Origin of the sequence: Streptomyces sp. NBC_01445 (genome assembly GCF_035918235.1) — a bacterium.
Classification (GTDB): domain Bacteria; phylum Actinomycetota; class Actinomycetes; order Streptomycetales; family Streptomycetaceae; genus Streptomyces.
The window spans coordinates 6,009,927-6,036,375 of sequence record NZ_CP109485.1 but is presented as its reverse complement, the minus strand read 5'-3'; the positions used below and the strand labels follow the sequence as shown (position 1 = coordinate 6,036,375).

Annotated in this window: 19 protein-coding genes and 1 riboswitch; of the genes, 5 read left to right on the top strand and 14 right to left on the bottom strand. The window is 71.4% G+C overall.

The genetic code is table 11. From position 1 onward, the window contains the following. Nucleotides 1-83: 83 nt before the first annotated feature. From eno to OG574_RS27525, 9 genes are all read right to left on the bottom strand, one after another. Entirely contained in the window at nucleotides 84-1,370 is a 1,287-nt protein-coding gene (eno, locus tag OG574_RS27565) for a phosphopyruvate hydratase (RefSeq protein WP_116512577.1), read from the bottom strand. Nucleotides 1,371-1,685: 315 nt separating this feature from the next. Beyond that, a complete protein-coding gene (locus OG574_RS27560) occupies nucleotides 1,686-2,363 on the bottom strand; it encodes a transglycosylase family protein (protein WP_326775392.1) in 678 nt (225 codons plus the stop codon). 4 nt (nucleotides 2,364-2,367) lie between these two features. Continuing rightward, nucleotides 2,368-2,539, bottom strand: a riboswitch (cyclic di-AMP (ydaO/yuaA leader). Nucleotides 2,540-2,708: 169 nt separating this feature from the next. Then, nucleotides 2,709-3,692: a transglycosylase family protein gene (locus OG574_RS27555; protein ID WP_326775391.1), complete on the bottom strand. Its 984-nt coding sequence runs from the start codon at nucleotides 3,690-3,692 to the stop codon at nucleotides 2,709-2,711. A gap of 139 nt (nucleotides 3,693-3,831) precedes the next feature. After that, complete coding sequence (locus tag OG574_RS27550) at nucleotides 3,832-5,103, bottom strand: cytochrome P450 family protein (RefSeq protein ID WP_326775390.1); 1,272 nt, start codon at nucleotides 5,101-5,103, stop codon at nucleotides 3,832-3,834. A 239-nt stretch (nucleotides 5,104-5,342) separates the two neighbouring features. Then, entirely contained in the window at nucleotides 5,343-6,335 is a 993-nt protein-coding gene (locus OG574_RS27545) for a nucleoside triphosphate pyrophosphohydrolase (protein ID WP_326775389.1), read from the bottom strand. 47 nt (nucleotides 6,336-6,382) lie between these two features. Beyond that, nucleotides 6,383-7,069: a SurA N-terminal domain-containing protein gene (locus OG574_RS27540; RefSeq protein WP_326775388.1), complete on the bottom strand. Its 687-nt coding sequence runs from the start codon at nucleotides 7,067-7,069 to the stop codon at nucleotides 6,383-6,385. A 146-nt stretch (nucleotides 7,070-7,215) separates the two neighbouring features. Next, on the bottom strand, nucleotides 7,216-8,700 hold the full coding sequence (locus OG574_RS27535) for a serine/threonine-protein kinase (protein ID WP_326778639.1): 1,485 nt from the start codon (nucleotides 8,698-8,700) through the stop codon (nucleotides 7,216-7,218). Between the two features lie 50 nt (nucleotides 8,701-8,750). Beyond that, nucleotides 8,751-9,410 carry a hypothetical protein gene (locus tag OG574_RS27530; protein WP_326775387.1) on the bottom strand — a complete coding sequence of 220 codons (660 nt, stop codon included), beginning with the start codon at nucleotides 9,408-9,410 and terminating at the stop codon, nucleotides 8,751-8,753. Between the two features lie 112 nt (nucleotides 9,411-9,522). Continuing rightward, a complete protein-coding gene (locus tag OG574_RS27525; RefSeq protein ID WP_326775386.1) occupies nucleotides 9,523-11,619 on the bottom strand; it encodes an N-6 DNA methylase in 2,097 nt (698 codons plus the stop codon). A 197-nt stretch (nucleotides 11,620-11,816) separates the two neighbouring features. Between OG574_RS27525 and OG574_RS27520 the strand changes: the two genes are divergently transcribed. Together OG574_RS27520 and OG574_RS27515 are read left to right on the top strand one after the other, a co-directional pair. After that, complete coding sequence (locus OG574_RS27520; protein ID WP_326775385.1) at nucleotides 11,817-12,305, top strand: hypothetical protein; 489 nt, start codon at nucleotides 11,817-11,819, stop codon at nucleotides 12,303-12,305. Nucleotides 12,306-12,361: 56 nt separating this feature from the next. After that, nucleotides 12,362-13,126: a hypothetical protein gene (locus OG574_RS27515; RefSeq protein ID WP_326775384.1), complete on the top strand. Its 765-nt coding sequence runs from the start codon at nucleotides 12,362-12,364 to the stop codon at nucleotides 13,124-13,126. Nucleotides 13,127-13,140: 14 nt separating this feature from the next. On the opposite strand, the gene OG574_RS27510 is transcribed toward OG574_RS27515, so the two are convergent. The 5 genes from OG574_RS27510 to OG574_RS27490 all read right to left on the bottom strand — a co-directional run bounded on the left by OG574_RS27510 (nucleotide 13,141) and on the right by OG574_RS27490 (nucleotide 22,035). Continuing rightward, nucleotides 13,141-13,854 (bottom strand): HNH endonuclease family protein, encoded by a 714-nt coding sequence (locus OG574_RS27510; protein ID WP_100597896.1) that lies wholly within the window; start codon nucleotides 13,852-13,854, stop codon nucleotides 13,141-13,143. Between the two features lie 126 nt (nucleotides 13,855-13,980). Further along, the gene (locus OG574_RS27505) at nucleotides 13,981-14,859 is read right to left on the bottom strand and encodes an SCO6745 family protein (RefSeq protein ID WP_326775383.1); all 879 of its coding nucleotides are present in this window, start codon (nucleotides 14,857-14,859) and stop codon (nucleotides 13,981-13,983) included. Nucleotides 14,860-14,924: 65 nt separating this feature from the next. After that, entirely contained in the window at nucleotides 14,925-18,455 is a 3,531-nt protein-coding gene (mfd, locus tag OG574_RS27500) for a transcription-repair coupling factor (protein WP_326775382.1), read from the bottom strand. 224 nt (nucleotides 18,456-18,679) lie between these two features. Further along, nucleotides 18,680-21,250: an ABC transporter permease gene (locus OG574_RS27495; RefSeq protein WP_326775381.1), complete on the bottom strand. Its 2,571-nt coding sequence runs from the start codon at nucleotides 21,248-21,250 to the stop codon at nucleotides 18,680-18,682. Next, on the bottom strand, nucleotides 21,247-22,035 hold the full coding sequence (locus OG574_RS27490) for an ABC transporter ATP-binding protein (protein WP_326775380.1): 789 nt from the start codon (nucleotides 22,033-22,035) through the stop codon (nucleotides 21,247-21,249). Before OG574_RS27490 ends, OG574_RS27495 begins: the two co-directional genes overlap by 4 nt. Nucleotides 22,036-22,378: 343 nt before the next feature. On the opposite strand from OG574_RS27490, the gene OG574_RS27485 reads away from it, so the two are divergent. The 3 genes from OG574_RS27485 (at nucleotide 22,379) to OG574_RS27475 (ending at nucleotide 26,331) form a co-directional block, all read left to right on the top strand. Next, nucleotides 22,379-23,995: an MFS transporter gene (locus OG574_RS27485; RefSeq protein WP_326775379.1), complete on the top strand. Its 1,617-nt coding sequence runs from the start codon at nucleotides 22,379-22,381 to the stop codon at nucleotides 23,993-23,995. 114 nt (nucleotides 23,996-24,109) lie between these two features. Then, a complete protein-coding gene (locus tag OG574_RS27480) occupies nucleotides 24,110-24,709 on the top strand; it encodes a DUF485 domain-containing protein (protein ID WP_326775378.1) in 600 nt (199 codons plus the stop codon). Continuing rightward, nucleotides 24,706-26,331, top strand: coding sequence for a sodium/solute symporter (locus OG574_RS27475; RefSeq protein WP_326775377.1), 1,626 nt, complete (start codon nucleotides 24,706-24,708; stop codon nucleotides 26,329-26,331). Before OG574_RS27480 ends, OG574_RS27475 begins: the two co-directional genes overlap by 4 nt. Nucleotides 26,332-26,449: the final 118 nt, after the last annotated feature.

The window sequence follows — 26,449 nt, the reverse complement described above, 5'->3', positions numbered from 1 at the left end:
CTTTACGTGCGTACGTCCCCGCACACGGTACGGGACCGGGTGCGGGGACGTACGTACGACGCTTCTACCGAAGCCTGTGTGGCTCAGCCCTTGAAGCGGGGAAATGCGCTGCGGCCGGCGTAGACCGCGGCGTCGTCGAGGATCTCCTCGATGCGCAGGAGCTGGTTGTACTTGGCGACGCGGTCCGAGCGGGCCGGGGCGCCGGTCTTGATCTGGCCGCAGTTCACCGCGACGGCGAGGTCTGCGATGGTGACGTCCTCGGTCTCGCCGGAGCGGTGGGACATCATGCACTTGAAGCCGTTGCGCTGGGCCATCTCGACGGCGTCCAGGGTCTCGGTCAGCGAACCGATCTGGTTGACCTTGACGAGCAGGGCGTTGGCGGAGCCCTCCTCGATGCCGCGGGCGAGGCGCTCGGGGTTGGTGACGAAGAGGTCGTCGCCGACGATCTGGACCTTGTCGCCCAGCTTCTCGGTGATGACGTTCCAGCCGGCCCAGTCGTCCTCGTACAGCGGGTCCTCGATGGAGACCAGCGGGTACGCGGAGACGAGCTCCTCGTAGTACTCGGTCATCTCGGCGGCCGAGCGGGACTTGCCCTCGAACTCGTACTTGCCGTCCTTGTAGAACTCGGACGCGGCGACGTCGAGGGCGAGCGCGATCTGCTCGCCGGGGACGTAACCGGCCTGCTTGATGGCCTCGACGATGAGGTCGAGGGCCTCGCGGTTCGAGCCGAGGTTCGGGGCGAAGCCGCCCTCGTCGCCCAGGCCGGTGGACAGGCCCTTGGTCTTCAGCACCTTCTTGAGGGTGTGGTAGACCTCGGCGCCCCAGCGAAGGGCCTCGGAGAAGGACTCCGCGCCGATCGGCGCGATCATGAACTCCTGGATGTCGACGTTGGAGTCGGCGTGCGACCCACCGTTGAGGATGTTCATCATCGGGACGGGCAGCAGGTGCGCGTTCGGGCCGCCGAGGTAGCGGAACAGCGGCAGGTCGCTGGCCTCGGAGGCGGCGTGCGCGACGGCGAGGGAGACGCCGAGAATGGCGTTGGCGCCGAGCGAGCCCTTGTTGTCGGTGGCGTCCAGGTCGAACATCGCCTGGTCGATCAGGCGCTGCTCGGTGGCGTCGTAGCCGACGAGCTCCGGGCCGATCTGCTCGATGACGGCGAGGACGGCCTTCTCGACACCCTTGCCCTGGTAGCGGTTCGGGTCACCGTCGCGGAGTTCGATGGCCTCGAACGCGCCGGTGGACGCACCGGACGGGACAGCGGCACGACCGGTGCTGCCGTCGTCGAGGCCGACCTCGACCTCGACCGTGGGGTTGCCTCGGGAGTCCAGGATTTCCCGGGCTACGACGACGTCGATGGACGGCACGAGCATCTCCTTCTGGGATGTGACGCAACTACGCCGGGCCGCATGGTCCGGCAACACCTGAGCCTATCCGGCTCCAGGCATCGGCCAGCCGACCGACCGGCCCGTGGACAAAACCGAGAGCGAATTGTTTCCGAACGGAACAAAAAGTCCCGGCCGACAACGGACGAAAGCCCAGGACCCCTCACACACCAAAGCCCCGCCCCGGGCGCGACGGGGGAATGCGCACCCGGGGCGGGGAGTCCTTGGGGGAACCTGGCGTGGTACCGGCCGTCCGCCGAAAGCCGGTACCCGAGCGGCCTGGGGCCGCTGCTCCTCTCCTACTTACTTGAGGTGGAGCTGCTGGCCCGGGTAGATCAGGTCGGCGTCCTCGACGATGTCCTTGTTCAGCTTGAAGAGCTTCGCCCAGCCGCCCTTGGTGTGGTGCGCCTCGGCGATGGTGCTGAGCGTGTCGCCGGCCTTCACCTTGTACTCGCCGTCACCCTTCTTGACCTTCTTGCCGGCCGGGGTCTCGACGGTCTTCTTCGACTTCTGCTTCGCGGCAGGCGCCTTGCGCTCCTGGCTGCGGGTGGTCGGCTGCTCGGCCTTGCGCTCCGGCTGCGGGGCGGCGGCCGGGGCGGAGCCGGTCGAGGCGGCGGACAGGCCCACGCCGCAGCTCGGCCAGGCACCCTTGCCCTGGCTGGCCAGGACCTTCTCGGCGACGGCTATCTGCTGCGCCTTGGAGGCCTTGTCGGCGGTGGAGGCGTACGCGGTGCCGCCGTACGCGGCCCACGTGGACGAGGAGAACTGGAGGCCGCCGTAGTAGCCGTTGCCCGTGTTGATCGACCAGTTGCCGCCGGCCTCGCACTGCGCGACCGCGTCCCACTCGGAGGCGGTGGCGGCGGAGGCACCGGTGGCACCCATCAGCGGGACGGCGACAGCGGCACCGGCGACACCGGCGAGCGTGGCGACGCGAACGGCCTTGGACGGGCGGCGGTGCTTGCCCTTGCTGGAAAACAGCATCGAGAGATCCCCTCACCGACGCCTACGAGGTGAGCTGTCGGGTTCGGGCCGGATGAGTGCCCGGTCGCACGTCCTGCGTGCGACTTAACCCCAAGCCGGTCGTCCGGCCGTCTCTCAACGGCCGGGGCCGGCACTTACCTTGGGTCCCCCGCTCCTGCCTACGGCGCTTACGCGACGACTGTTCCCGTACGGACATTGGCAGGATTCGGCGTGACATCCGACGGGGCCCGCTGTGGCGAGCGGTGATGACCGTAAGCAGTGGATCGCCGGAATTTCAAAGACGATCAGGGCCTTTGAGACCCATCTCTCACTCTCGCCAAAGCGGACATTCAGCCCGAACTGCCGCTACTTTTCGCCCGATTCGAGCCCAAGATCCAGACTCTGACCAGGAAGGATGAGGTCCGGGTCGGCACCCACCGTCTTCTTGTTCTCGGCATACAGAGCGGCCCATCCGCCGTCCACGTCATGGGTGTCGGCGATGTCCCAGAGGTTGTCGCCGGCGCGCACGGTGTAGGCACCTTCGTCCTGATTCGCCTGCTTACGCCCGCTTTCGTCGCCGCGTGAGGCATGGCGGCCCGAGCCGTCGTCGGCGCGCAAGGAGTCCGCGGTGTCGTCCGCGGCGGCGTCGCCGCGGTGCCGGCCGGAGGCGGGCGGGGTGGCCGCGTCCGAGCCGGCGGAGGTCTCCGGCGAGGGCGTCGCGGGGGTCGAAGTCGAGCCGTCCCGGCCGGACTTGTCACCCTTGGAGTCATCCGAGGTGTTACCTGCGGTATCACCCGTCTTGTCGTGATTCTTCTCTCGGGAGGTGTCCTTCGCACCCGAGGAAGCGGAGTCCGACGGCTCGTCGCTCGCGTCCCCCTTCGCGGCGCCGTCCGCCGCGTCGTCGCTCCCGGAGTCACCGGCCGACGCCGACGGGGTCGGCAGGGCCGCCCCGGGGTCGACATCGGCGGCGGCGGCGTCCGCCGTGAGCCCCGAGGTGACCGAGCAGACCGGCCATGCCCGCGGGCCCTGGTCGGCGAGGACCTTCTCGGCGACGGCGATCTGCTGCGAGCGGCTGGCCTGGTCGGCGCGCGGCGCGAAGTCGAGGCCGCCGTAGTTCTCCCAGGTCTCCTGGGAGAACTGGAGCCCGCCGTAATAGCCGTTGCCCGGATCGGCGCTCCAGGAGCCGCCGCTCTCACACTCGGCGAGCTTGTCCCATGTGGCCGTCGACGCGGCGCTCGCGCTGGTCGCGCCGAGCAGAGGGATCGCGATGGCGGAGCCGGCCACTCCCGCGGCGACGATGAGCGCGGGAGCCTGGCGGGGGCGACGGTGACGACCGTTCCCGGTGAGCATGGAGGCGCCTTTCGGTGGCTCGGGGAATGCTGCGGCGGGTGGTGCCGCGATGACTGGTGAACGTAGCGGGAGTCGAACGCTTGTCACAAGTCGATGCAGCAGAGATCACGTGAAAGTCACAGTCTTGACGGCCCGTCAGTTACGGGGCTTTGTCCGAGCCCTCCTGATGCGGCGTGAACTCGACCGGAAGTGTGCGCAATCCCCGCATGATGAGCCCGCCGCGCCAGCGCAAATCGGCAGGTTCTCCCGCGAGTCGCAGGTCCGGAAGGCGCGTCAGAAGCGTCGCGAGGGCGGTCTGTCCCTCCAGGCGCGCGAGGGGTGCGCCGAGGCAGTAGTGGATGCCGTGCCCGTATCCGAGGTGCTGATTGTCACGCCGGGACAGGTCGAGAGTGTCGGGCTCCTCGAAGCGCGCCGGGTCGCGGTCTGCGGCGGCGAGCACGACGAGGACGGGGTCGCCGGCGGAGATGTCCTGTCCGCCGACGGTCAGCGGCTCGGTCGCGAAGCGCCAGGTGGCGAGCTCCACCGGGCCGTCGTAGCGCAGGAGTTCCTCGATGCCGGTCTCGAGGAGGCCCGATTCGCCCCTTTCCAGGGAGAGTTGCAGGCGCTCGCGCTGCTCGGGGTGGGTGAGCAGGGCGTATGTGCCGTTGCCGATGAGGTTGATGGTGGTTTCAAAACCGGCGAACAGGAGGATGAAGGCCATCGCGGCGGCCTCGTTCTCCGTCAGATGCTCGCCGTGGTCGGAGGCGCGGATGAGGCCGGAGATCAGGTCGTCGCCGGGCTCGTCGCGCTTGCGGTGGATGAGCTCGACGAGATAGTTCCGGATCTTCTTCACGGAGCGGGCGACCCCGCCGCGCGGGCCGCCCCCGTGGCGGATCATCATGCCCGCCCAGTCCCGCAGGTCGTCCTGGTCCTCGCGCGGGACGCCGAGCAGGTCGCAGATCGCGTAGATGGGGAGCGGGAAGGCGAAGTCGTGGATGAGGTCCGCCTCGCCCTTGGCGGCGAACTCGTCGATGAGCCGGTCGGTCAACTCCTGTACCCGGGGCGCGAATTCGGCCACCCGGCGCGGGGTGAACGCCTTCGAGACGAGGCGGCGCAGGCGGGTGTGGTCCGGCGGGTCGATATTGAGCAGATGCGTCATCAGCTCGGCCTTGCGCTCGCCCGGAATGCCGGTCTTGCCCTTGGCGTGGGCGGGCTCGTCGTGGTGCGCCGGGTTCTTGGACAGGCGCTGGTCGGCCAGCGCCTGCTTCGCGTCCGCGTACCGCGTGACCAGCCAGGCCTCGACGCCACTGGGGAGCGTGGTGCGATGAACGGGCGAGTGCTCGCGCAGCCAGGCGTAGGCCGGGTACGGATCGGTGGCGAACTCCCAGGTGAAGAGTTCGGGAGCGGTGCGCTGCGCGGGCTTTTCGGTCACGCGTCGACGGTATCCGGCGCGGGGCGGCCCGTTGGCCGGACCCCACCGCCGACCGGTTCCGGGGCCTGTCGCCAGATTCCCGTCGTCCGCCCTGCGGGCGGACCTGGCGGCATCTGATGCGTGCGATCGCCAGGCGCCGGACAGCCCTTCGACCGGGGTCTCCCCTGCCCGAGCGGGGCCGAGAGCTCGGGGAGTGCGTGCCGGACGCCGCCGGGCAGGCGGGAAGGTGACGACCGGCCCTAGGCCAGCCCCTCCGCCGCGCGGATCGCGTCCCGGTACGCCCGGGCCGCCGCCCGCAGCGCTGCTTCCGGGTCGACTCCGTCGGACTCAGCTCGCAGGGCGAGGGCGAGCAGTTCGTAGCCGACGCCGTCGCCGCCCGGCGTCGGCACGTCGAGGCCGGCCGTGCGGACGCGGGACCCCAGCTTCGCCGCGAGTGCGAGGCCGGGCTGGCCGACCGGCACCCCGTCCGTGACGGACTCGCGCTGCTTCTCCACGGCCTTCGTGCGCAGCCAGTGCTCCTTCACGTCCTCGGGCGTGAGCGCCGTGTCGTCGCCGAAGACGTGCGGGTGGCGGTGGATGAGCTTCTCGACGATGCCGCCGGCGACGTCGTCCACGGAGAAGGCCTCGTCCCCTTCCTCGCCGGAGGCCTCCTCGGCGATCCGGGCGTGGAAGACGACCTGGAGGAGTACGTCCCCGAGCTCCTCGCGCAGTTCGTCCCGGTCGCCGTCCTCGATCGCCTCGACGAGTTCGTACGCCTCCTCGATCGCGTACTTCGCGAGGCCCTTGTGGGTCTGCTGCGAGGACCACGGGCACTCGCGGCGGATGCGGTCCATGACCTGGACCAGGTCGAGGAGGCGGGCGCCCGGCAGATCGTAGGAGGCCGGGAGCAGTTCCAGGTCGGGCATCGCTACGCGGCCCGACCCGGCGAGCGCGGCGAGGCCGTCGGTCAGGCGCCGGTCGCCCTCGGCGGTGGCGACGACCACGACGGTGCGGCCCCCGGCACAGGCGTCGACGAGCTCACTGGCGGTCGGCGCGGCCTCCCGCACCTCGATGCCCGCCTCCCGCAGATACGGCAGCTGCGGGTGCGCGGCGTCGGCGCACAGCACCTCGTCGGCGGCGTGCAGGAGCTGCCAGGCCGACCACGACAGCAGGCCGGGCGCGACGCGGTGGCTGGTGGTGAGCAGGACGATGCGGCCGGTCGGGGCGGCGGCGGGTGCGTTCTCGGCGTTCACGCCTCGAACGTAACCCAGGCCGCCTGCCGCGCACCGGGCGAGAGGCCCTACGCCGTCTGCTGCTCGGTCTTCGGGGACGTGACCTCGCGCACCCAGGGCGTCTTCGCGTCGGCGCGGCCATGGCTCTTGGCGATGTCCCAGGTGCCGTAGCGCGGGTTCAGGTCGACGTTCAGCTCCTTGGATGCCTGGTCGAGCGCCTTCCAGAAGGGGGCCTGGTCGGTCTCGGACTGGGACTGCATGTTCGCGCCGACCTTCTGGGCAAGGCCCATCACCTCGAGGTCGGTGCGGGCACTGTCCGCGACGCGCTCGGGCGCGATGCTGTACTGCTCGAGCAGGGCGAGCTCAAGCTGCCGGACGCCGCCGGCCTGCTGCGCCATCGCGGCTTTCCGCTCCTGGATCTGCCTGCGGGTCACCGTGACGCCCGCGTCGGCGGCCGCGCGGTGCAGGACGCGGTCGAAGACCATGGAGTGCAGCGTGTTCCGGGTGAGGCCGCCGGACTTGGCGATGGCCTGCTCGTACTGCTGGTCGCCCTTGGTGGCGGCCTGCTGGGCGTCGCGCACCTCGTTCACCCGGTTCTCCAGCTGGGAGACGGTGATGCGGTCGCTGCCCACGACGGCCGCGGCGCCGGGGTGCGCGTCGCTGCCGCAGGCGGTGAGGAGAGGGACCGCGGCTACGGCGGCGGTGGAGAGGACGAGCGCGGTGCGGCGGCTGTTGCTGCTCTTGCGGCGGTGCAAGGTGGGCCTCCCTGCGACGAGTTTGTGCGTCGGTGCACAAAGTCCGGCGGTGATCGATGTTAGGCAGTGGCCGTGCTCTCGGCCACCTATTCGACCCAACGATTCGCCAGGAGTTGAGGCACTCCCCGCGCCCGGCCCGCCCCGGCTCAGCCCCGGACCTGCCCCAGCCACTGCAGGGTGCGGCGGATTTCGGCCGGGAACGGGTGTCCCGGCCCGTGCAGGCGCTCCGCGTCGTGCAGGAGGCGCACGAGGGTGTCGTGAGCGGCGGCCCGGTCGCCGAGGGCGAGGAGCAAGTGGCCGATGCGGCGCCGGACTTCGAGGGGCAGCGTGACGTCCGTCGTCGCGTACTGGTTCTCGTAGTACGGGAGCAGCGCCCGGTATTCGGCGAGTGCGGCGGCCGGTTCGCCGAGCTGTTCCAGGCACTGCGCGGCCTCGTAGCGGAACTGGAGGGACTGCGGGTCGGCCTGGCCCGCCTCGGTGGCGCGCTCGTCGGCGAGGCGGCGCAGCTCGGGCAGGGCGCGGCGGTACTGGCCGTCGTCCATGAGCGTGGCGGCGTACTGCTTGCGCAGCGTGCGGACGACCGGTGAGTGCTCGCCGTGCTGGGCCGCGGCGGCGGGCAGGATCGCGCCGAGGATGTCGACGGCCTGGGTGATGCGGCCCTCGCCGAGGAGGCGCTTGACCTCGTCGACGGCGCCCGCGACGTCCGGCTTGTCGGTGTGGGGGGTGGGCGCGGCGGGCTGCGGGGCGGGGGTGCGGGCGCGGTCGGGCCAGGGGGCGTGCGGGCGCAGAAAGGGGCGGGTCGGGTCGAGCGGACCGCCGCTCGGCACGCCGCGCGCGGGCAGCAGCGGGAGCAGTGCCTCGTACGTCTCCTGGGCGGAGGCCGGCCGGTGCTGCGGGTCCTTGGCGAGCAGGCGCAGGACGAGGGCCTCCAGGGGTTCGGGGACCTCAGGGCGCAGCCGGCGCACGGGCAGGGGTGGCTCGTAGAGGTGGCGGTGCAGGACGCCGAGGGCGGTGGAGCCCGCGAACGGGACGTCTCCGCTGAGGAGTTCGTGCAGCAGCACCCCGAGTGCGTACAGGTCCGTGTAGGGGCCCACCGCGCCGCCCATGGCCTGTTCGGGCGCCATGTAGGCGGGGCTGCCGATGGGGGAGCCGGTGTGCGTGAGGCGGGTGGTGTCGGTGTCGAGCACGGAGGCGACGCCGAGGTCGAGGACGGTGACGGTGCCGTCCTGCTTGACCATCACGTTCCGCGGCTTGAGGTCGCGGTGCACGATCGGCACGGCGTGCACCGCGCACAGGACGGCGCACAGCTGGGCCGCGACGGAGACCGCCCACTGCCACGGGTAGGGGTCGTGCTCGGCGAGGTGGTCGGAGAGGTCGGCCCCGTCGACGTACTGCATGACGAGGTAGAGGTCCTCGCCCTGGGTGCCCGCGTCGTGGACGGTGACCAGGCCGGGGTGGTCGACCTGGGCCGTGACGCGGCACTCGCGCACGAAGCGGCGGCGCAGCTCGTCGGCCTCCTGGCCGGCGACACGGTCGGGGCGCAGCAGCTTCACGGCGACGCGCCGGTCGAGCCGCTGGTCGTACGCCGTCCAGACCTGGCCCATGCCGCCCTGGCCGATGAGGGTGGACAGCTCGTAGCGCCCGGCGACGAGTTGTCCGCCGGACGCGTTCAGGGGGTGGGTCACCGTCCGCCTTCCTGCTTTCGCAGGTAGTCGCTGAGTTCGTCGAGCTCCGCGCGGACCTGGTCGATGCGGTGGGGCGGCGGCGTCTGGGTCTGCGGTGCGGGGGTGGGCACGGGCGTGGGGGCCGGGCCCGCGGTCTGGGTGAGCTGGTCGTGCACGGGCTGTGTCGACGGCGGCGTGGGCGGCGCGTAGTGCTGCTGCTGCGGGAATCCGTACGCGGGCCGCTGGTGCGGCGGTTGCTGGAGCGGCTGCTGCTGGAGCGGCAGCTGCTGCGGCTGGTATCCGTTCGCGTAGCCGCCGCCGTAGAACCCGAGGCGCCCCTTGCGGCCGTGGCGGATGTCGGCCACCAGGTAGTACGAGACGACTCCGGCGAGCGTGAGCAGGAGGATCGTCATGCCCGCGTCGCCCCGCCACGTCGTGAACTCGTCGACGCCGGGGTCCGTGGCGAGCAGCACGACCGTGCAGGCCTGGAGCGCGGCGCCGGACGCGAAGACGATCCAGTCCGTCCTGCTGCGCGTCGTCAGCGCGAGGCGCAGCAGCGCCGTCCACGCGAGGAAGCCGATGCTCAGCACGGCGAGCGCCACGAACAGGACGCGCAATCCGATCTGCACGCCATGCGACGGGCGCTGTGGCGGTGGCATGTAGCCCTGGCCGTGCATGGTTTCTCCTGCTGCTCCTGCTGACGGGTCCTTGGTGTGTCGAGCGTATAGGCCGACTCCGACAACCCGCGCCGGGTTGTACGGAACCGTTGTCGTACGGATGTCAAAAGCGTCACTCGGGGCCGAGCGTGCCGTCCGTCAGTCCGTCGTGCAGGCCCTGCACGAGCTGTTCACCGAGGCGCGCGGCCTGGCGCAGGGCGTCCTCGAACTCGGCGAGGGCGCGGAAGCGTTCGCCGTAGCGGTGCTGGTCGGCGAGCGGCAGGCGCGGCAGTTGGAGGCGGCGCACGTCCAGGCGCGTGGCGGTGGACGCGTAGCTGCTGGCCTGACGGTTGTTGGCGGTGCCGCGCAGGAACCCGGCGAGGAACCAGGGGTCGAGGGCTGCCGGGTCGGGGCGCAGCAGGGTCAGGCCGCGGCCGAGTGCGGCGCCCGCGGTGGCCTCGTCGACGACGCGGACGACCGCGCCGCCGCCGGCCAGGGGCACGACGACGTCGCCCGCCTCGACGAGTACGGGCTCCTCGTCCCCGCCCTGGGGTGAGCCGGAGGGCGCGGTTCCGGCGAGGACGTCGTGGTCGGTGAGGACGGGCACACGCGCGGCGCCGCCGGTGGCGGGACCCGATGCCGCCGCGGTCGCCGTGGTGGTCCGGAGCAACAGGGCGCCCGCGCGGGCGAGTTCACCGACCGTCGTCCGGGGCCACCGGGCCGGGGACTGCGCGGCGGGCGGGGTGTCGGGGGCGCGGTCGGCGGTGAGGCGCAGGGTGTCGCCGAGGCGGGTGCGGACCGCGGCGAGTTCCTCGGCGCCGCCGCCCGCGGCCGGGGGCGGCAGTCGGCGCGCGGGCGCGAGGTCGACCTCGTCGTCGAGCAGCTCGATCACGGGCACGGAGCGGGCGATGCCGGGCAGTTCCTCGAGGGTGCCGTCGCGGTCGAAGGGGCGCCAGGCGTCGAGGACGGCCTGCTGGACCTGCTCCCACGGCAGCTTGTCGCGTCCGTCGCCGGAGCCGGCCGGGCCGCCCCCGGTCGTCTCCACGAGGAGGAGTTCGGGCGCGGGCGGCGCGCCGGCGCCGGGTCGGCGCAGTACCCACAGGTGGAGCGGGATGTTGTTGGGCGGGACGGAGCCCGCGGGCAGGGCGATCACGGCGCGCAGGGCCCCACGGCGCAGGAGGTCGGCGCGGATGCGGCGGCCAGAGCGGCGGGACGCGGCGGCGGGCGGCATCAGCAGGACGGCGGTGCCGCCGTCCCGCAGGCGGGCCAACGCGTGCTGGATCCAGGCGAGTTCGGACTCGGTGCGGGCCGGGAAGCCGTACTCCCAGCGGGCGTCGTAGGCGAGTTCGTCGTGGCCCCAGTTGCGTTCGTTGAACGGCGGGTGGGCGAGGACGGCGTCGGCGCGGACGTCGGGGAACGCGTCGGCGCGCAGGGTGTCGCCGGCCGCCGTGCGCACGGTGGCGCCGTCGGTGGCGGCGGGGGTGCCGAGTGCGAGGCGCAGCGCGGTGAGGGCGGCGAGGTCGGGGGCGCTGTCCTGGCCGTAGAGGCGCTGGTCCGGCTCGGGCGCGAGGTCGCGTACGGCGCGCAGCAGGGCACCGGTGCCGCAGGCCGGGTCGAGGACGGTGCGGGCGGATCCGGCGAGGGCGGCCATGAGCTGGGCGGGACCCGCGGGCGTGAGCGTGTACTGGCGCGGGTTGGCGTCGAGATGACGGCCGAGCAGGAACTCGTACGTCTGACGGGCGCCCAGTTCCGCGGCGAGTTCGGCGGCGCCGCGCAGCAGCGGGACCGAGGGCAGGAGCCCCGTGTCGGGCAGGCGCACCGCGCGCTCGTCGCGGGGGCCGAAGCGCGGGGTCAGGACGTCGTCGAGGGCGGCCGGGAGGCGCTGGGCGAGGTGTTCGTCGGAGACCGCGGCGAGTTCGAGCCAGTCGGTGGGCCGGTCGTGCACGAGGAGCAGGGCGCAGCCGGTGTGCAGGAGCGCGACGCCGGGGCCCGCGGGGTGTCCGGCGAGCTGCTGCCAGACGCGTTCACGCAGCGGGACCTCGGCGAGCTTTCCTTGCTCGCGCAGCCAGTTCTCGACGTCGGCGAGGGCGAAGGAGGGGCTGGTCTCGGTGCCGCCGACGGGCTTGGGGAAGTCGGGATGGCGGCGGCGCCAGTTGCTGACGGCGGCGCGGCCGACCCCCGCGAGCCGGGCGATCCCGGCCGCGGTCACTTCAGTGGCGTTGTCCTGCACCCGGCGTGCTCCCCTCGGCTCCCCCACATGACTGTGGCGCCGAGCATACCCGCGAACGCGTAAGCACCCCATTCACGAGCGTGTACACACTCGACCTCGTGAAGCGTGTTGACTCGGTTCACAAGCTCTGCTCTTATTGACCCATCGAAACGAGCGGTCGCCGGAATCGGGGGCCGCCTTCTGTGGGGGGATCAGCCATGGGCATGAAGACCAAGGTCGCGCTGGGTGCGGTCGTCGGAATCGTCGTGATCGGCGTCGTATCGGCGAACTCGGGTGACGGCGACAACGGCAACGGGGGGAACGGCGGCGGTACCTCCGCCGCCGCGGGCAAGAACGCGGGCGACAAGGCCGGCAAGGCCGATGACGGCGCCAAGTCCGACGCCGGCGACAAGGGCGCGTCGAAGGCCTCGCAGGCCGAGCAGTTCAAGGCCTTCGTGGCGAAGAACGGCACGCCCAAGGAGAAGGACGCCGTCGCCCACGTCCTCAAGGTCCAGGGCGCCGACCAGCAGAACGACATCCTCGACAGCGCCGACGTCTACACCGACTTCACCGGCGGTCTGACGGGCGAGGGCTCCGGCCCCTCCAAGCTGATCGCCTCCGCGTTCGCGGACTGGAAGGACAGCAAGAACGGCCTGGTCACGGTCTACGACGCCGACGGCGAGATCATCACCAACGGCAACTTCTGACGGCCGTACACCACCGCTCCGCCTCCACCACCTCAACCACTTCCCGGGGAACTCCCATGCGCCGCAGCACACTTGCCGCCCTCTGCCTCACCGTCGTCACGGCCGCCGTCTCGCTCACCGCGTGCGGGCCCGGCGGCCCCGGCAACGCCGCGGGGTCGGGCGACAAGCCCAAGGCCCCCTTCGCCGACCTGTCAGGACCGGAGATCGCCAACAAGGCCATGAAGGCCACCCGCGGCGCCACGTCCCTCACCATCAAGGGCAACGCGGCCGACGGGGAGGGCGGGCAGATCGCCCTCGACGTCGCCCTCGACAGGAAGGGCGAGTGCGCCGGCTCGATGAGCATGAAGGGGCAGGGCAGGGTCGACCTGATCAAGACGGGCCCGACCATGTACCTCAAGTCCGACGAGGCGTTCCTGCGCGCCCAGAGCGAGGGCGAGTCCAAGGCGGACACCGACGCCGTCGTGAAGATGCTCGCGGGACGCTGGATGAAGTCGAAGGCGGACAGCCCCGACGCCAAGGACATGGCGGCGTTCTGCGACCTCGACTCGCTGCTCGCCGAGTTCAAGAGCAATGACACCCTCGCCCGCAAGGGCCGGGCGACGACGGTCGACGGCACGCCCGCGTTCACGGTCACCGAGACCGACGGCAAGGACGAGTACACGCTCTACGTCGCGACCGAGGGCAAGCCGTACGTGCTCAAGCTCGTCACCAAGTCCGCCAAGGAGCCGGGCTCGCTCACGTTCTCGGACTACGACAAGCCGGTCGAGGCCGCGCCGCCGGCCGACAAGGACGTCGTCGACCTGGACAAGATGGGCGGCTGACCGGGCCCGAAGGCTCAGCGCGCGTGGAAGCGCTCCGGCGCCGACGTCGGGTTGCCGCCCGTGGGCAGCGCCTGGTCCGGGCAGCTCGACAGCACGCGCTTCATGGCGTCCCGCTCACCGGCCGTCACCCACAGCCCGTACTTCTTCTTCACGGCGACCTGCCCGGCGACATACGTGCACCGGTACCCCTTGCGGGGCGGCAGCCAGGTCGCCGTATCGCCCTCGCCCTTGCTGCGGTTGGGGCCCGCGTCGACCGCGAGGAGGTTGAGCGGGTCGTTGGCCAGGGCGATGCGCTTGCTCGGGTCCCACTTCTGGGCGCCCTTCTGCCAGGCGTCGGAGAGGGCCACCAGATGGTCGATGTCGACCTGACTGCGGCCGCGCGCGAAGGCGATCTCCTTGCCGGTGTACGGGTCGGAGGCGAGCGTCCCCGACACGACCGTGCAGCGCCCGTCGCGGAACTTCACCCCCGTCAGGTCCCGCTTGAGTATGTCGTCGCGGGTGTCGCAGCCGTTCGAATCGGTGTCGGCCCAGGCGCTGCCGAAGCGGCCCCGGTCGTAACCGGTCTTGGGCGCCCGCCCCTTGACGGTCAGCGAGTTCACGGCGTCGAGCGCACCGCCCGCCTTGTACTCGGGCCCGGACCCCGACCCGCCCTGCTGCTCCACGGTGCAGCCGGTGGCGACGGCCACGGTCACCAGTACGGCGGCGACGGCTCGCCCAGCGCCTCGCATCACGACGCTCCCCCCTGCTAGTCCGGTTCGGGTGTCACCGTATCGGGTGAACGCCCGCGTTACCGGGGCGCACCGGGGCGCGGAAGCCACACCTTCCGGTCGCCCCTCCCGCGCACGCCTTCCCGCTCACACCTTCCCGATGCCCAGTGTCGTCTCCGACGGCAGCAGTCCGGAGCCGAGCACCTCCACCCACAGGGGCCCGAGGAGGTCGGAGAGCCTGGCGGTGTCCGTCGCGCCGAGCGTGCGCCACGGTGCGGCGGCCAGCTCGTCCGTACGCTCCTCCACCTCCGCCCGCAGGGCCTTCCCGTCCTCCGTGGCGGAGCCCGTCTCGTCCAACAGGCCCCGAGCGGCGAGCCGTTCCCGCGCGGCGTCCCACTGGTCCTGGCTCCAGCCTCGGCTGGTGAACGTCTGCGCGGAAGCTGCGCCCACCGCCGCGAACGACACGAGTGCCTCGACCGGGTCGAGGCCGGCCGCGAGCAGTGCGGCGAGATGGCCGTCGCCCCGGTGCTCGCGCAGGACCGTCGCAGCCTGCCAGAACACGAGGTGCGGCTCTTCGGGCCAGGGCAGTTCGGCGTTGGCGGCGGCCAGGGGGCGGCCCTCGGCGTTCACCGCCTCGGCGGCCCGGCGGGCGAGAGCGGCGGCCTCGGCGAGCTCGGGGCCGTCGAGCCGCTCACCGAAGAGCGTGCGGTACGCGCGGTCGACGGAGCGCAGCCGTCCCGCGAGGCCCGCGTCCGGTGCCGCGGTCCGCCACGCCGCCGGTACGTGCTCGGCGACCATGTCCGGGTTGAAGCTGTAGAACGCCGAGGCCACCCGCGTGGGCCCGGCGGCGCCCAGCGGGGCGGCACGCCAGGCGAAGTAGCTCGGCCACCGCTCGTCGGTCCGGAACCCGAGCCCGGCCGCCTCCTCGAAGGCCTCGGGCGCGTAGTACAGCACCGCGTGGAGCGGCTCGATGAGGTGCCACATCTGGCGCACCCTGCCGGGCCCGACCTCAGCACTCTCGGACATGACCGACCGTCCCCTCGTCGCACTCACCCCGCCCCGGACAGGCCCCGGGCCCGTCCCGCGAGACTCTACGAACCGAGGATCGACGTCAAGAACTCCCCGACCCAGCCCAGGAGTTCGCGTCCGACGAGCGGCTTGCCGCCCACCTTCGCGGTCTTCGGGCGCGGGACGAGTACCTGGTGCGCGGCCGCCTTGATGACCGTGCCCGGGTAGAGGCGCTTGAGGCGCAGCTCCTGCGACTCCCTCAGCTCCACGGGGGCGAAGCGGATGTTGTTGCCCTGGAGGACGATCTCGGCGACGCCGCACGCCCGCGCGAACATGCGCAGGCCGGCGACGAGCAGCAGGTTCTCGACCGGCTCGGGCAGCTTGCCGTAGCGGTCGGTGAGCTCCTCGCGGACCGCCTTGACGTCCGCTTCCGTGTTCACGGAGGCGATGGCGCGGTAGGCCTGCAGCCTGAGCCGCTCACCCGGCGCGTAGTCGTGCGGGACGTGCGCGTCGACCGGGAGCTCGATCTTGACGTCCAGGGGCGGCTCCTCCTCGACGCCGCCCTCGACGGCGGCCCGGTAGTCGGCCACCGCCTCGCCGACCATGCGGATGTAGAGGTCGAAGCCGACGCCCGCGATGTGGCCCGACTGCTCGCCGCCGAGCAGGTTGCCCGCTCCGCGGATCTCCAGGTCCTTCATCGCCACGTACATGCCCGCGCCCATCTCCGTGTGCTGGGCGATGGTGGCGAGTCGCTCGTGCGCGGTCTCGGTGAGCGGCTTCTCCGGCGGGTAGAGGAAGTACGCGTAACCGCGCTCGCGGCCTCGGCCGACGCGGCCGCGCAGCTGGTGGAGCTGGCTGAGGCCGAAGTTGTCGCCGCGCTCGACGATGAGGGTGTTCGCGTTCGAGATGTCGATGCCCGACTCGACGATCGTCGTCGAGACGAGGACGTCGAACTTCTTCTCCCAGAAGTCCACGACCACCTGTTCCAGGGCCTGTTCGGACATCTGGCCGTGGGCCGTCGCGATGCGCGCCTCGGGGATGATGTCGCGCAGGCGGGCCGCCGCGCGGTCGATGGACTCGACGCGGTTGTGGATGTAGAAGACCTGGCCCTCGCGCAGCAGTTCACGGCGCACGGCCGCGCCGATCTGCTTCTCCTCGTACGGGCCCACGAAGGTGAGCACCGGGTGGCGCTCCTCCGGCGGCGTGGTGATCGTCGACATCTCGCGGATGCCGGTGACGGCCATTTCGAGCGTACGGGGGATGGGGGTCGCGGACATCGTGAGGACGTCGACGTTCGCGCGGAGCTTCTTCAGCTGCTCCTTGTGCTCGACGCCGAAGCGCTGTTCCTCGTCGACGATGACGAGGCCGAGGTCCTTGAACTTCGTCTCGGAGGAGAACAGGCGGTGTGTGCCGATGACGATGTCGACCGCCCCGTCGCGCAGGCCCTCCAGGGTGGCCTTCGACTCGGTCTCCGTCTGGAAGCGCGACAGCGCCCGTACGTTGACCGGGAACTGCGAGTAGCGGTCGGAGAACGTCCCGAAGTGCTGCTGGACGAGGAGGGTCGTGGGCACGAGGACCGCGACCTGCTTGCCGTCCTGGACGGCCTTGAAGGCTGCGCGAACAGCGATCTCTGTTTTGCCGTAGCCGACGTCGCCGCAGATCAGGCGGTCCATCGGGACCGTCTTCTCCATGTCCTCCTTGACCTCGGCGATGGTCGTGAGCTGGTCGGGGGTCTCCACGTACGGGAAGGCGTCCTCCAGCTCGCGCTGCCAGGGCGTGTCCGGGCCGAAGGAGTGGCCGGGCGCCGCCATGCGCGCCGAGTACAGCTTGATCAGGTCCGCGGCGATCTCCTTGACCGCCTTCTTCGCGCGGGCCTTCGTCTTCGTCCAGTCCGCGCCCCCCAGGCGGTGGAGCGTCGGGGCCTCGCCGCCGACGTACTTGGTGATCTGCTCCAGCTGGTCGGTGGGGATGTAGAGGCGGTCGCCGGGCTGGCCGCGCTTGGCCGGGGCGTATTCGACGACGAGGTACTCGCGGGTCGCGCCCTGGACCGTGCGCTGGACCATCTCGATGTAGCGGCCCACGCCGTGCTGCTCGTGGACGATGTAGTCGCCGGACTCGAGGGTGAGCGGGTCGATCGTCTTGCGGCGGCGGGCCGGCATGCGCTGGCCGTCCTTGCCCGCCGCCTTCTGGCCGGTCAGGTCCGTCTCGGTGAGGACCACCAGCTTCAGGGCCGGGTCCACGAAGCCGTAGTCGATGGAGCCGCAGGAGACCTGCACGACGGCCGGGGTGAGTTCGGTGAGGTCCTGGTCGAGGCGGGCCGGGACGCCTTCGCCGCCGAGCACCTCGACGGTGCGGGCTGCGGGGCCGTGCGCCTCGGTGACGTAGATGGTGCGCCAGCCGTCGGACAGCCAGCCCTTGGTGTCGGCGAGCGCCCGCGCGGTGTCGCCGCGGTACGACTCGGGGGCGTGCATGCCGAGCTTGAGGGTGTCGGAGCCGAGCTCCTCGTCGGCCGCGAACGGGGAGACGGACCACCACATCATGTCCAGCTCGCGGGCCCGGTCACGGACGTCGGCGATGGACCGCAGGGACGCCGCGTCCACGTCGATGGGGGCCTCGCCGCCGCCGGCCGTGGCCGCCCACGACGCCTGGAGGAACTCCTGCGACGTGGCCACCAGGTCGGCCGCGCGCGTGCGCACCCGCTCCGGGTCGCACACCACGGCCATGGAGCCCTCGGGCAGCACGTCGAGCAGCAGCTCCATGTCGTCGACGAGGACCGGGGCGAGGGACTCCATGCCCTCGACGGCGATGCCCTCGGCGATCTTGCCGAGGAGTTCGCCCAGCTCGGGGTGTTCCTCGGCGAGGGCGGCGGCCCGCTCGCGCACCTGGTCGGTGAGCAGCAGCTCGCGGCAGGGCGGCGCCCACAGACCGTGCTCGGCGACTTCGAGGGAGCGCTGGTCGGCGACCTTGAAGTAGCGGATCTCCTCGACGTCGTCGCCCCAGAACTCGACGCGCAGGGGGTGTTCCTCGGTCGGCGGGAAGACGTCGAGGATGCCGCCGCGTACGGCGAACTCGCCGCGCTTCTCGACGAGTTCGACCCGGGCGTAGGCGGCCGCGGCGAGCGCCTCGACGATCTCGTTCAGATCGGCGCTCTGGCCGGTCCTCAGCGCCACGGGCTCCAGGTCGCCGAGCCCCTTGACCTGCGGCTGGAGCACGGACCTGACGGGGGCGACGACGACGGAGACCGGGCCGGTCTCGGGGTCGTCGGTGCGGGGGTGCGCGAGGCGGCGCAGGACGGCGAGCCGGCGGCCCACGGTGTCGGAGCGCGGCGAGAGCCGCTCGTGCGGGAGCGTCTCCCACGAGGGGTACTCGGCGACGCCGTCCGGCGGCAGCAGCGAGCGCAGCGCCGCGGCCAGGTCCTCGGCCTCCCGCCCGGTGGCGGTCACGGCCAGCACGGTCCGCCCGGTCCGCCGGGCAAGAGAGGCCACCGCGAAGGGCCGCGCGGCGGGCGGGCCGACGAGGTCGACGTGGGGGCGGTGCCCGTCGGTGGCGGCCTTCACCGCTTCGGCGAGCGCCGGGTCTCGACTTACGGCGTCCAGCAGACCGTGCAGACTCATGAAGGGCTTCCATCCCGGGGAGTGGGCAACGCGAACCGCCCGACACGTCGAACGGGCCGGGGGTCTTCCAGACTACGACGCGCCGCCGACACCCGCGTGCGGATCATTCGCGGATCACATGCGTGGTCCCCAGGGCACACGGCGGCCCCGGAGTGTCCGGGAAGGACACTCCGGGGCCGCCGTCCCCTTTCCCCACGTTCCCCCGTTCGCATCGCCCCGCGGAGCTACTCGGTGGCGATCGCGTTCAGTACGTTCATCCGGCCCGCCCGGAACGCCGGGACCAGGGCGGCGAACAGGCCCACGAAGGCCGAGCCGATGAAGACGCCGATGATCGTCGGCCAGGGGATCTCCAGGACGTTCAGGCCCTCCAGGGCGAGGAGCTTCTGGGCGGTCGCGCCCCAGCCCATGCCCAGGCCGAGGCCGATGAGTGCGCCGAAGAGGGCGATGACCACCGACTCCAGGCGGATCATGCGGCGCAGCTGCCGGCGCGAGAGGCCGATGGCCCGCATCAGGCCGATCTCCCGGGTGCGCTCCACCACGGAGAGGGCCAGCGTGTTCACGACGCCCAGGACCGCCACGATGATCGCGAGGGCCAGGAGCCCGTAGATCATGTTGAGGAGCTGGCCGATCTGGTCCTTCAGGGTCTGCTTGTAGTCGGTCTGGTCCTTGACGTGGACCGTCGGGTCGGACGCGACCGACGCCTTCAGCGCCTTGTACGCCTTGTCGGCCTTGCCGGAGTCCGCCTTGGCGAACATCATCCCGTTGAGCGGCAGCTGCCGGGCGGGCACGTACTGCTTCGCGGTCGCGAGGCCGATGTACATCGCGCCCTTGTCGAACGTCGTGTCGTCCGAGGTGATCGCCGCGATCTTCAGGTCGGCGGTGCGGCCCCGCTCGAAGGCGACGTTCATGGTGTCGCCGACCTTGAGGTGGTTCTTCGTGGCGAACTCCGAGCCGACCGACATCGCGTTCTTCCCGTACGCCGCCGACAGCTCACCGGCGGTCGTCTCGCGCCGCAGGTCCTGGGCGTACGTGGGCGTCGCGGCGACGAGCTCCTCGTCCTCCTTCGTGCCGCCCGGTGTGGTCAGCTTCGTCTTGACGTACTTGACCTCCGTGACGTGGGAGACGTACGGGGCCTTCTTCAGAGCCTCGGCGGCCTGCGGCTTCAGCCCGTTCTGCCCCTCGACGATGAAGTCGGCGCCGACGGACTTGTCGAGCTCGCTGGTGGCCGAGGCGACCATCGAGGAGCCGACGACGGACAGGCAGGCGACGAGCGCGAGGCCGATCATCAGGGCCGCGCCGGTGGCGCCGGTGCGGCGCGGGTTGCGCAGCGCGTTGCGCTCGGCCATGCGGCCGACGGAGCCGAACATCCGCAGGAGCACGGCGCTGATGACGCGCACCACACCGCCCGCGAGGAGCGGTCCGATGACGACGAACCCGATGAGCGTGGCGACGATGCCGACGCCGAGCCACAGGGAGCCCTCGCTCGCCTTGGCGGCCTGTGTGGCGGTGTAGAGCGCGAAGCCGCCGCCGCCCGTGAGGACGAGACCGATCAGGGCGCGGACCGCGCCCGCCTTGACGTCGGCGGGGGTGCCGGCGTCCCTGAGGGCTGCCATCGGCGAGACCTTGCCCGCGCGGCGGGCCGGAATGTACGCGGCGAAGACGGTGACGACGATGCCGAGGAGCAGCCCGACGACGGGGGTCGTCCACTTGACGGTCAGGTCGTCGGTGGACAGGTCCATGCCCGCCGCGGACATCATCTTCATCAGGCCGACGGCGAGTCCGACGCCCGCGCCGACGCCGATGACCGACCCGAAGACGCCGAGCAGCAGCGCCTCGACGAGGACCGAGCGGTTGACCTGCCTGCGGCTCGACCCGATGGCCCGCATCAGGCCGATCTCGCGGGTCCGCTGGGCGACCAGCATCGAGAAGGTGTTGATGATCAGGAAGATGCCGACGAGGAAGGCGATCCCGGCGAAGCCGAGCATGGCGTACTTGATGACGTTCATGAAGGAGCCGACGTCCTTGCGGTTGGCGTCCGCGGTCTCCTTCTGCGTCTGGAACTTGTACGGGCCGTCGAGGGACGCCGCGACGTTCTTCTTGAGCAGGGTGTCGCTGACGCCGGGGGCGGCGGCGACGTTGATCTGGGTGAACCGGCCGCCCCGGCCGATGAGTTCGCGCTGGGCGGTGGCCGTGTCGAAGTAGACGACGGCCGCGCCCGGGTTGGTCACCTTGAAGGAGGCGATGCCGACGATCTTCGCCCTGAAGTCACCGGTGGCGGCGATGGTGCGCAGCTCGTCGCCCATCTTCAGGTGGTGCTTGTCGGCGGTGTCGGAGTCGACCATGACCTCGGTGGGCCCGCGCGGGGCGTGGCCGGAGGTGATGTCCATGGAACGCAGGTCGTTGTGCGTCCAGTTGCCCGCGATCGTGGGGCCGCCGTTCTCGGAGCCCATGTTCTTGTTGTCCGCGTTCACGACGGTCACGTTCATCGAGCTGACCGCGCCCTCGGCCGACTTGACGCCGTCGGCCCGCTTGACCTGCGTGAGGGTGGAGGCCGGCATCGACTCGGGGCGCCCGGTGTCGCTGCCCTCGCTCCTGGCGGCCTTCGGACTGACCGTCACGTCGGACGACGTCGCCGCGAACAGCTTGTCGAACGTCGTGTTCATCGTGTCGGTGAAGACGAGCGTGCCGCACACGAACGCCACCGACAGCAGGACCGCCACGGCCGACAGGGCCATGCGCCCCTTGTGCGCGAAGAAGTTGCGCAGGGAGGTCTTCATCACGGTGTTCGCACTCATGACGTGCGCCCCCGCGCGTCGAAGTCCTTCATGCGGTCGAGGACGGCGTCCGCGGTGGGGCGGAGCATCTCGTCGACGATGCGGCCGTCCGCGAGGTAGAGCACCCGGTCCGCGTACGAGGCGGCGACCGGGTCGTGGGTGACCATCACGATGGTCTGGCCGAGCTCGTCGACGGACTGCCGCAGGAAGCCGAGCACTTCGGCGCCGGCGCGGGAGTCCAGGTTTCCGGTCGGCTCGTCACCGAAGATGATCTCCGGCCGAGCGGCGAGCGCGCGGGCCACGGCGACGCGCTGCTGCTGGCCGCCGGAGAGCTCGGTGGGCCGGTGCTTGAGGCGCTCGGCCAGGCCCACGGTCCGCACGACGCGGTCCAGCCACTCCTTGTCCGCCCTGCGGCCCGCGATGTCCATGGGGAGCGTGATGTTCTCGAGTGCGTTCAGCGTCGGCAGCAGGTTGAACGCCTGGAAGATGAAGCCGATCCGGTCCCGGCGCAGCCGCGTGAGCTTCTTGTCCTTGAGGCCGGTGATCTCGGTCTCGTCCAGGTAGATCTGCCCGGACGTGACGTTGTCGAGGCCTGCGAGGCAGTGCATCAGCGTGGACTTGCCGGAGCCCGAGGGGCCCATGATCGCGGTGAACCGGCCGCGGGCGATGTCCACATCGACGTGGTCGAGCGCGACGACGCGGGTCTCACCCGAGCCGTAGGCCTTGACGACCTGCCGCGCCCGTGCGGCGACGGCCGTCTGCCCTCCAGTGCCCCCGGTCCTGGGAATGGTCACAGCCGTTGTCACGGTAAGTCTCCTATGTCGGTCATGCGGAATGTCAGGTGTGTGCGACGCGCTTCAGTCTGGTGGCGAGGGGTGCCCCGGCGCCCTGGTGCAGGTCGCCGTCTTTCCCGGGGGAAAACCCCACCCCTTGAAGGTAGGAAGAACCCCCCACTCCCCTCGTCCTCCGGGGGGACGAACCGTCCCCTGTCCGTAGTACGGAGGTCCCCCTAGGGGGAGTCCACCCAACGGTGGAGCGCCTCTAGGGGTTCGCTCCACCTTCCTGCGCAGTCACGCTCCACCCTCCCGCCGCGGCAGGGTCAAGTGAGATGGTGTCGGCGGCGGAATAGATGCAGGGGGAAGGAATCCGGTGGGCAGCGCGACATCGCAGGCGGGCACGGGGAAGGACCGGCGCCGGGGCGCGGTCGTCGCCGCGCTGATGCTCTCCATGGCACTGGCGGCACTCGACTCCACCATCGTCTCGACGGCGGTCCCGCAGATCGTCGGCGACCTCGGCGGATTCTCCGTCTTCTCCTGGCTCTTCTCGGGCTATCTGCTCGCCGTCACGGTCACGCTGCCGGTCTACGGGAAGCTGTCGGACACCTTCGGCCGCAAGCCCGTCCTCATCGGCGGCAGCATCCTCTTCCTCGTCGGCTCGGTCCTGTGCGCAGGCTCCTGGAACATGGGCACGCTCATCGCCTTCCGCGTCGTCCAGGGCCTGGGCGGCGGCGCCATCCAGGGAACGGTCCAGACCCTCGCCGCCGACCTCTACCCGCTCAAGGAACGCCCCCGCATCCAGGCCCGGCTGTCGACGGTCTGGGCGACCTCCGCCGTCGCGGGCCCTGCGCTCGGCGGGCTCCTCGCCTCGTACGCGGGCTGGCGCTGGATCTTCCTCATCAACATCCCGATCGGCGCGCTCGCCCTCTGGCTCGTCGCACGCCATCTCCACGAACCCGTACGGGAGAAGGGGCCGCGCGCCCGCATCGACTGGGCCGGAGCGCTCGCCGTGTTCGCGTGCGGCGGGGTGCTCCTGACCGCGCTCGTCCAGGGCGGCGTCGCCTGGGACTGGCTCTCCGCACAGTCGATCGCCCTGTTCGGTACGGGAGTTGCGCTGGTCGGCGCCGTCGTCGCGATCGAGCGGCGCGCCGCCGAGCCGATCATCCCCGGCTGGGTCTGGCGCCGGCCCACCATCGCGGCCGTCAATCTCGCGCTCGGCGCACTCGGCCTCCTGATGGTCGCACCCACCGTGTTCGTGCCCACCTACGCGCAGGCCGTCCTCGGACTCGCGCCCATGGCCGCCGGGTTCGTGCTCTCCGTGATGACGCTGAGCTGGCCCGTCTCCGCGGCCCTCAGTCAGCACGTGTACAGCAGGATCGGCTTCCGCAACACGGCCGTCGTCGGCATGGCCGCCGCGCTCCTCATCCTGCTCGCGTTCCCGCTGCTCCCCTACCCCGGGGCCGCCTGGCAGCCCGCGCTGGTCATGCTGCTCCTCGGCGCGGCGCTCGGCCTCTTCCAACTGCCCCTGATCATCGGGGTCCAGTCGACCGTCGGGTGGGCCGAGCGCGGCACGACGACCGCGTCCGTCCTGTTCTGCCGGCAGATAGGCCAGACGATCGGCGCCGCGCTGTTCGGCGCCGTCGCCAACACCGTGCTCGCCGGGCGCCTCGGCGGCGCCGGCTCCCTCGACTCGGTGGCCAAGGCCCTTGAGGACCCCGCCTCGGTGGCCGACCCGGACCGGCTGCGGCGCGCCGTCGCGGCGGCCGTCGACTCGGTCTACGTGGGTGCGGCCGGCGCTGCCGCGCTCGCTCTGGTCGTCCTGCTGTGCCTCGCGCCGCGGCGTTTCCCGGTGATCGACCAGGACGGCGAGCGGGGCGGCGAGCGGGCGGGCGAGGGGGCTGGCGAGGCGACATCAGAGGCCGCCTGCAACTCAGCCGGCTCACAAGATGCGCATCGGCATCACTCACCCCTCTCACAACAAACCGACTGAACAGTTCACGAGAACCGTCGCGGAAAGCGCTACCTACGAGTAACGTTCCGGCTCCCCTCTCGCTCCCTGCGTCCGCACTCCCCGGCGGACCCAAGCCGCGCAAGGAGAACCGGGATGTCCGACACACCGCACCGCTCATATTCCGACCACCAGAACGAGCCATGGCAGGGCCCCTTCCCCACGGGCCAGAGCCAGTACGGGAGCCAGAACCGGAACCAGTACGGCAACCCGAGCCAGGGCCCGTACGGGAACCAGTACCCGGGCGAGCACCAGCAGCCGTACCCCCGACAACCGCCGCACCCCCGACAGCAGCCCGACCCCGCCCTCACCTATCCCTGGGCGCCCCCTCCCCCACCGCCCGCGCCCACACACCGGCTCCCCCGCCACCCCGCGCTCGGCCACCACAGTGACCTGCGGCTCCTGCGCAGCGCCTACCGCTGGCAGCGCCGCGTCGCCACGCTCACCGCCCTCGGCTACTTCACCCTCTTCCTCGTCCTGTCGGCGTTCGCGCCCTCCCTCATGACGGGCACACTCCCCGGCGGCTTCTCCACCGGCCTCCTCCTCGGCCTGTGCCAGCTCCCGGTGACCGCGCTCGCGCTCTGGCTGTACGAGTACACCGCCCGCCGCCGGGTCGACCCGCTCGCCCACCGACTGCGCAGACAAGCGGAGCTGGACCGCCCGGCTCCCGGAACGGCCGGGGGGAACTCCCGATGACGGACTTCAGCAGCTCGGCCCAGGACATGTCCCTGGTCGCCTTCACCGCGGTCGCCACCATCACGCTGCTCCTGTGCGTGATGACGGGCCCCGACCGCGACAACCTCGACGAGTTCTACACCGGCTTCGGCTCCCTCACCCCGATGCGCAACGGCCTCGCCATCGCGGGCGACTACATCTCCGCGGGGACCGTACTCGGCACCGGCGGCATCATCGCGCTCACCGGCTACGACGGGATCGTCCTCGCCCTGAGCACCTCCCTGTCCCTGATGCTCCTGATGTTCCTGCTGGCCGAACCCCTGCGCAACGCGGGCCGGTTCACCATGGGCGACGTGATCGCCCGCCGTCTGCCGGGACGCGCCGTACGCATCACCGCGTGCGCTGCCACCCTCGCGGCACTGCTCCCGCTGATGCTCGTCCAACTTGCGGGCGCGGGCGATCTGTTGGGGTTCGTCCTCGGCTTCACCAGCGAGGGGTTCAAGACGGGCTGCGTCATCGCGCTCGGCGCCCTGATGATCAGCTACGCGGCGATCGGCGGCATGAAGGGCACCGCCCTCATCCAGATCATGAAGACCGTGATGCTGCTCGGCTCCGGCCTCGCCGTCGCCCTCATCATCCTGTACCGCTTCGACTGGAACCCGGGCGCGCTCGCCTCACAGGCCGCACAGGCCAGCGGTGTGGGAGACGCCTTCCTGCACTCGGGCCTCCAGTTCGCCGGCACCGCCAACCCCCGCCTGGACATGATCAGTTCGGAGCTGACCGTCGTCCTCGGCGGCGCGTGCCTGCCCCACGTCACGATGCGCATGTACACGGCGCGCAGCGCGCGTGAGGTGCGCCGCTCGATGTCCTGGGCGGTGTCAGCGGTCGGTCTCTTCGTACTGATCATCGCGGTCGTCGGGTTCGGCGCGACGGCGCTCCTCGGCCGGGCCGCCGTCGCGGCGGCCGACCCGCAGGGCAACACCGCCTATCTGCTCGGGGCGCGGGCCGCGTTCGGCGCGGACGCCTCCACGGCGGAGACGCTGGTGTTCACCACGGTCACCACGGCGCTCTTCCTCACGCTGCTCGCCTCGGTCGCCGGAATGATCCTGGCCTGCGCCAACTCCCTTGCGCACGACGTCTTCGCGCACCGCAAGGCGCAGCTCACCGCCCGCAGGGAGATGACGCTGGCCCGGGTCTCGGCGCTGTCCGTCGGTGTGCCCGCGATCCTCCTGGCCACGCTCGTCCAGCACTACAACCTCCAGCCGCTGATCACGCTGTCGTTCTGCCTGGGCGCCTCGGCGCTCGCGCCCGCGCTCGTCTACAGCCTGTTCTGGCGCCGCTACACGAGTACGGGCCTGCTGTGGACGCTGCTCGGCGGCACGGCGTCCTGCCTCGTCCTGATGACGGGTACCAACCTGGTGTCGGGCTCGCCCACTTCGGCGTTCCCGGACCAGGACTTCAACTGGTTCCCCTTCACCACGACAGGCATCGTCTCGATCCCGCTCGGCTTCCTCTTCGGCTGGCTCGGCACGATGGCCTCCGGCCGCCGCACAGCCGATGACCAGCGCCGCCAGTACGAGGCGGTGGAGGCGTGGATCCTGGCGGGCGTGACGCGGCAGGCACCGCGGGGGAAGGACGGGTAGGGCGCGACACGGGCCGCGCCGCCCGCCTACGGCGTCTCGTGGGCGGGGGCTTGGCCGGTTTGCGGCGTCCCGCTTACGGCGTCCCTCGGCGAGGATCCGGCCCGCTTACGGCGTCCCG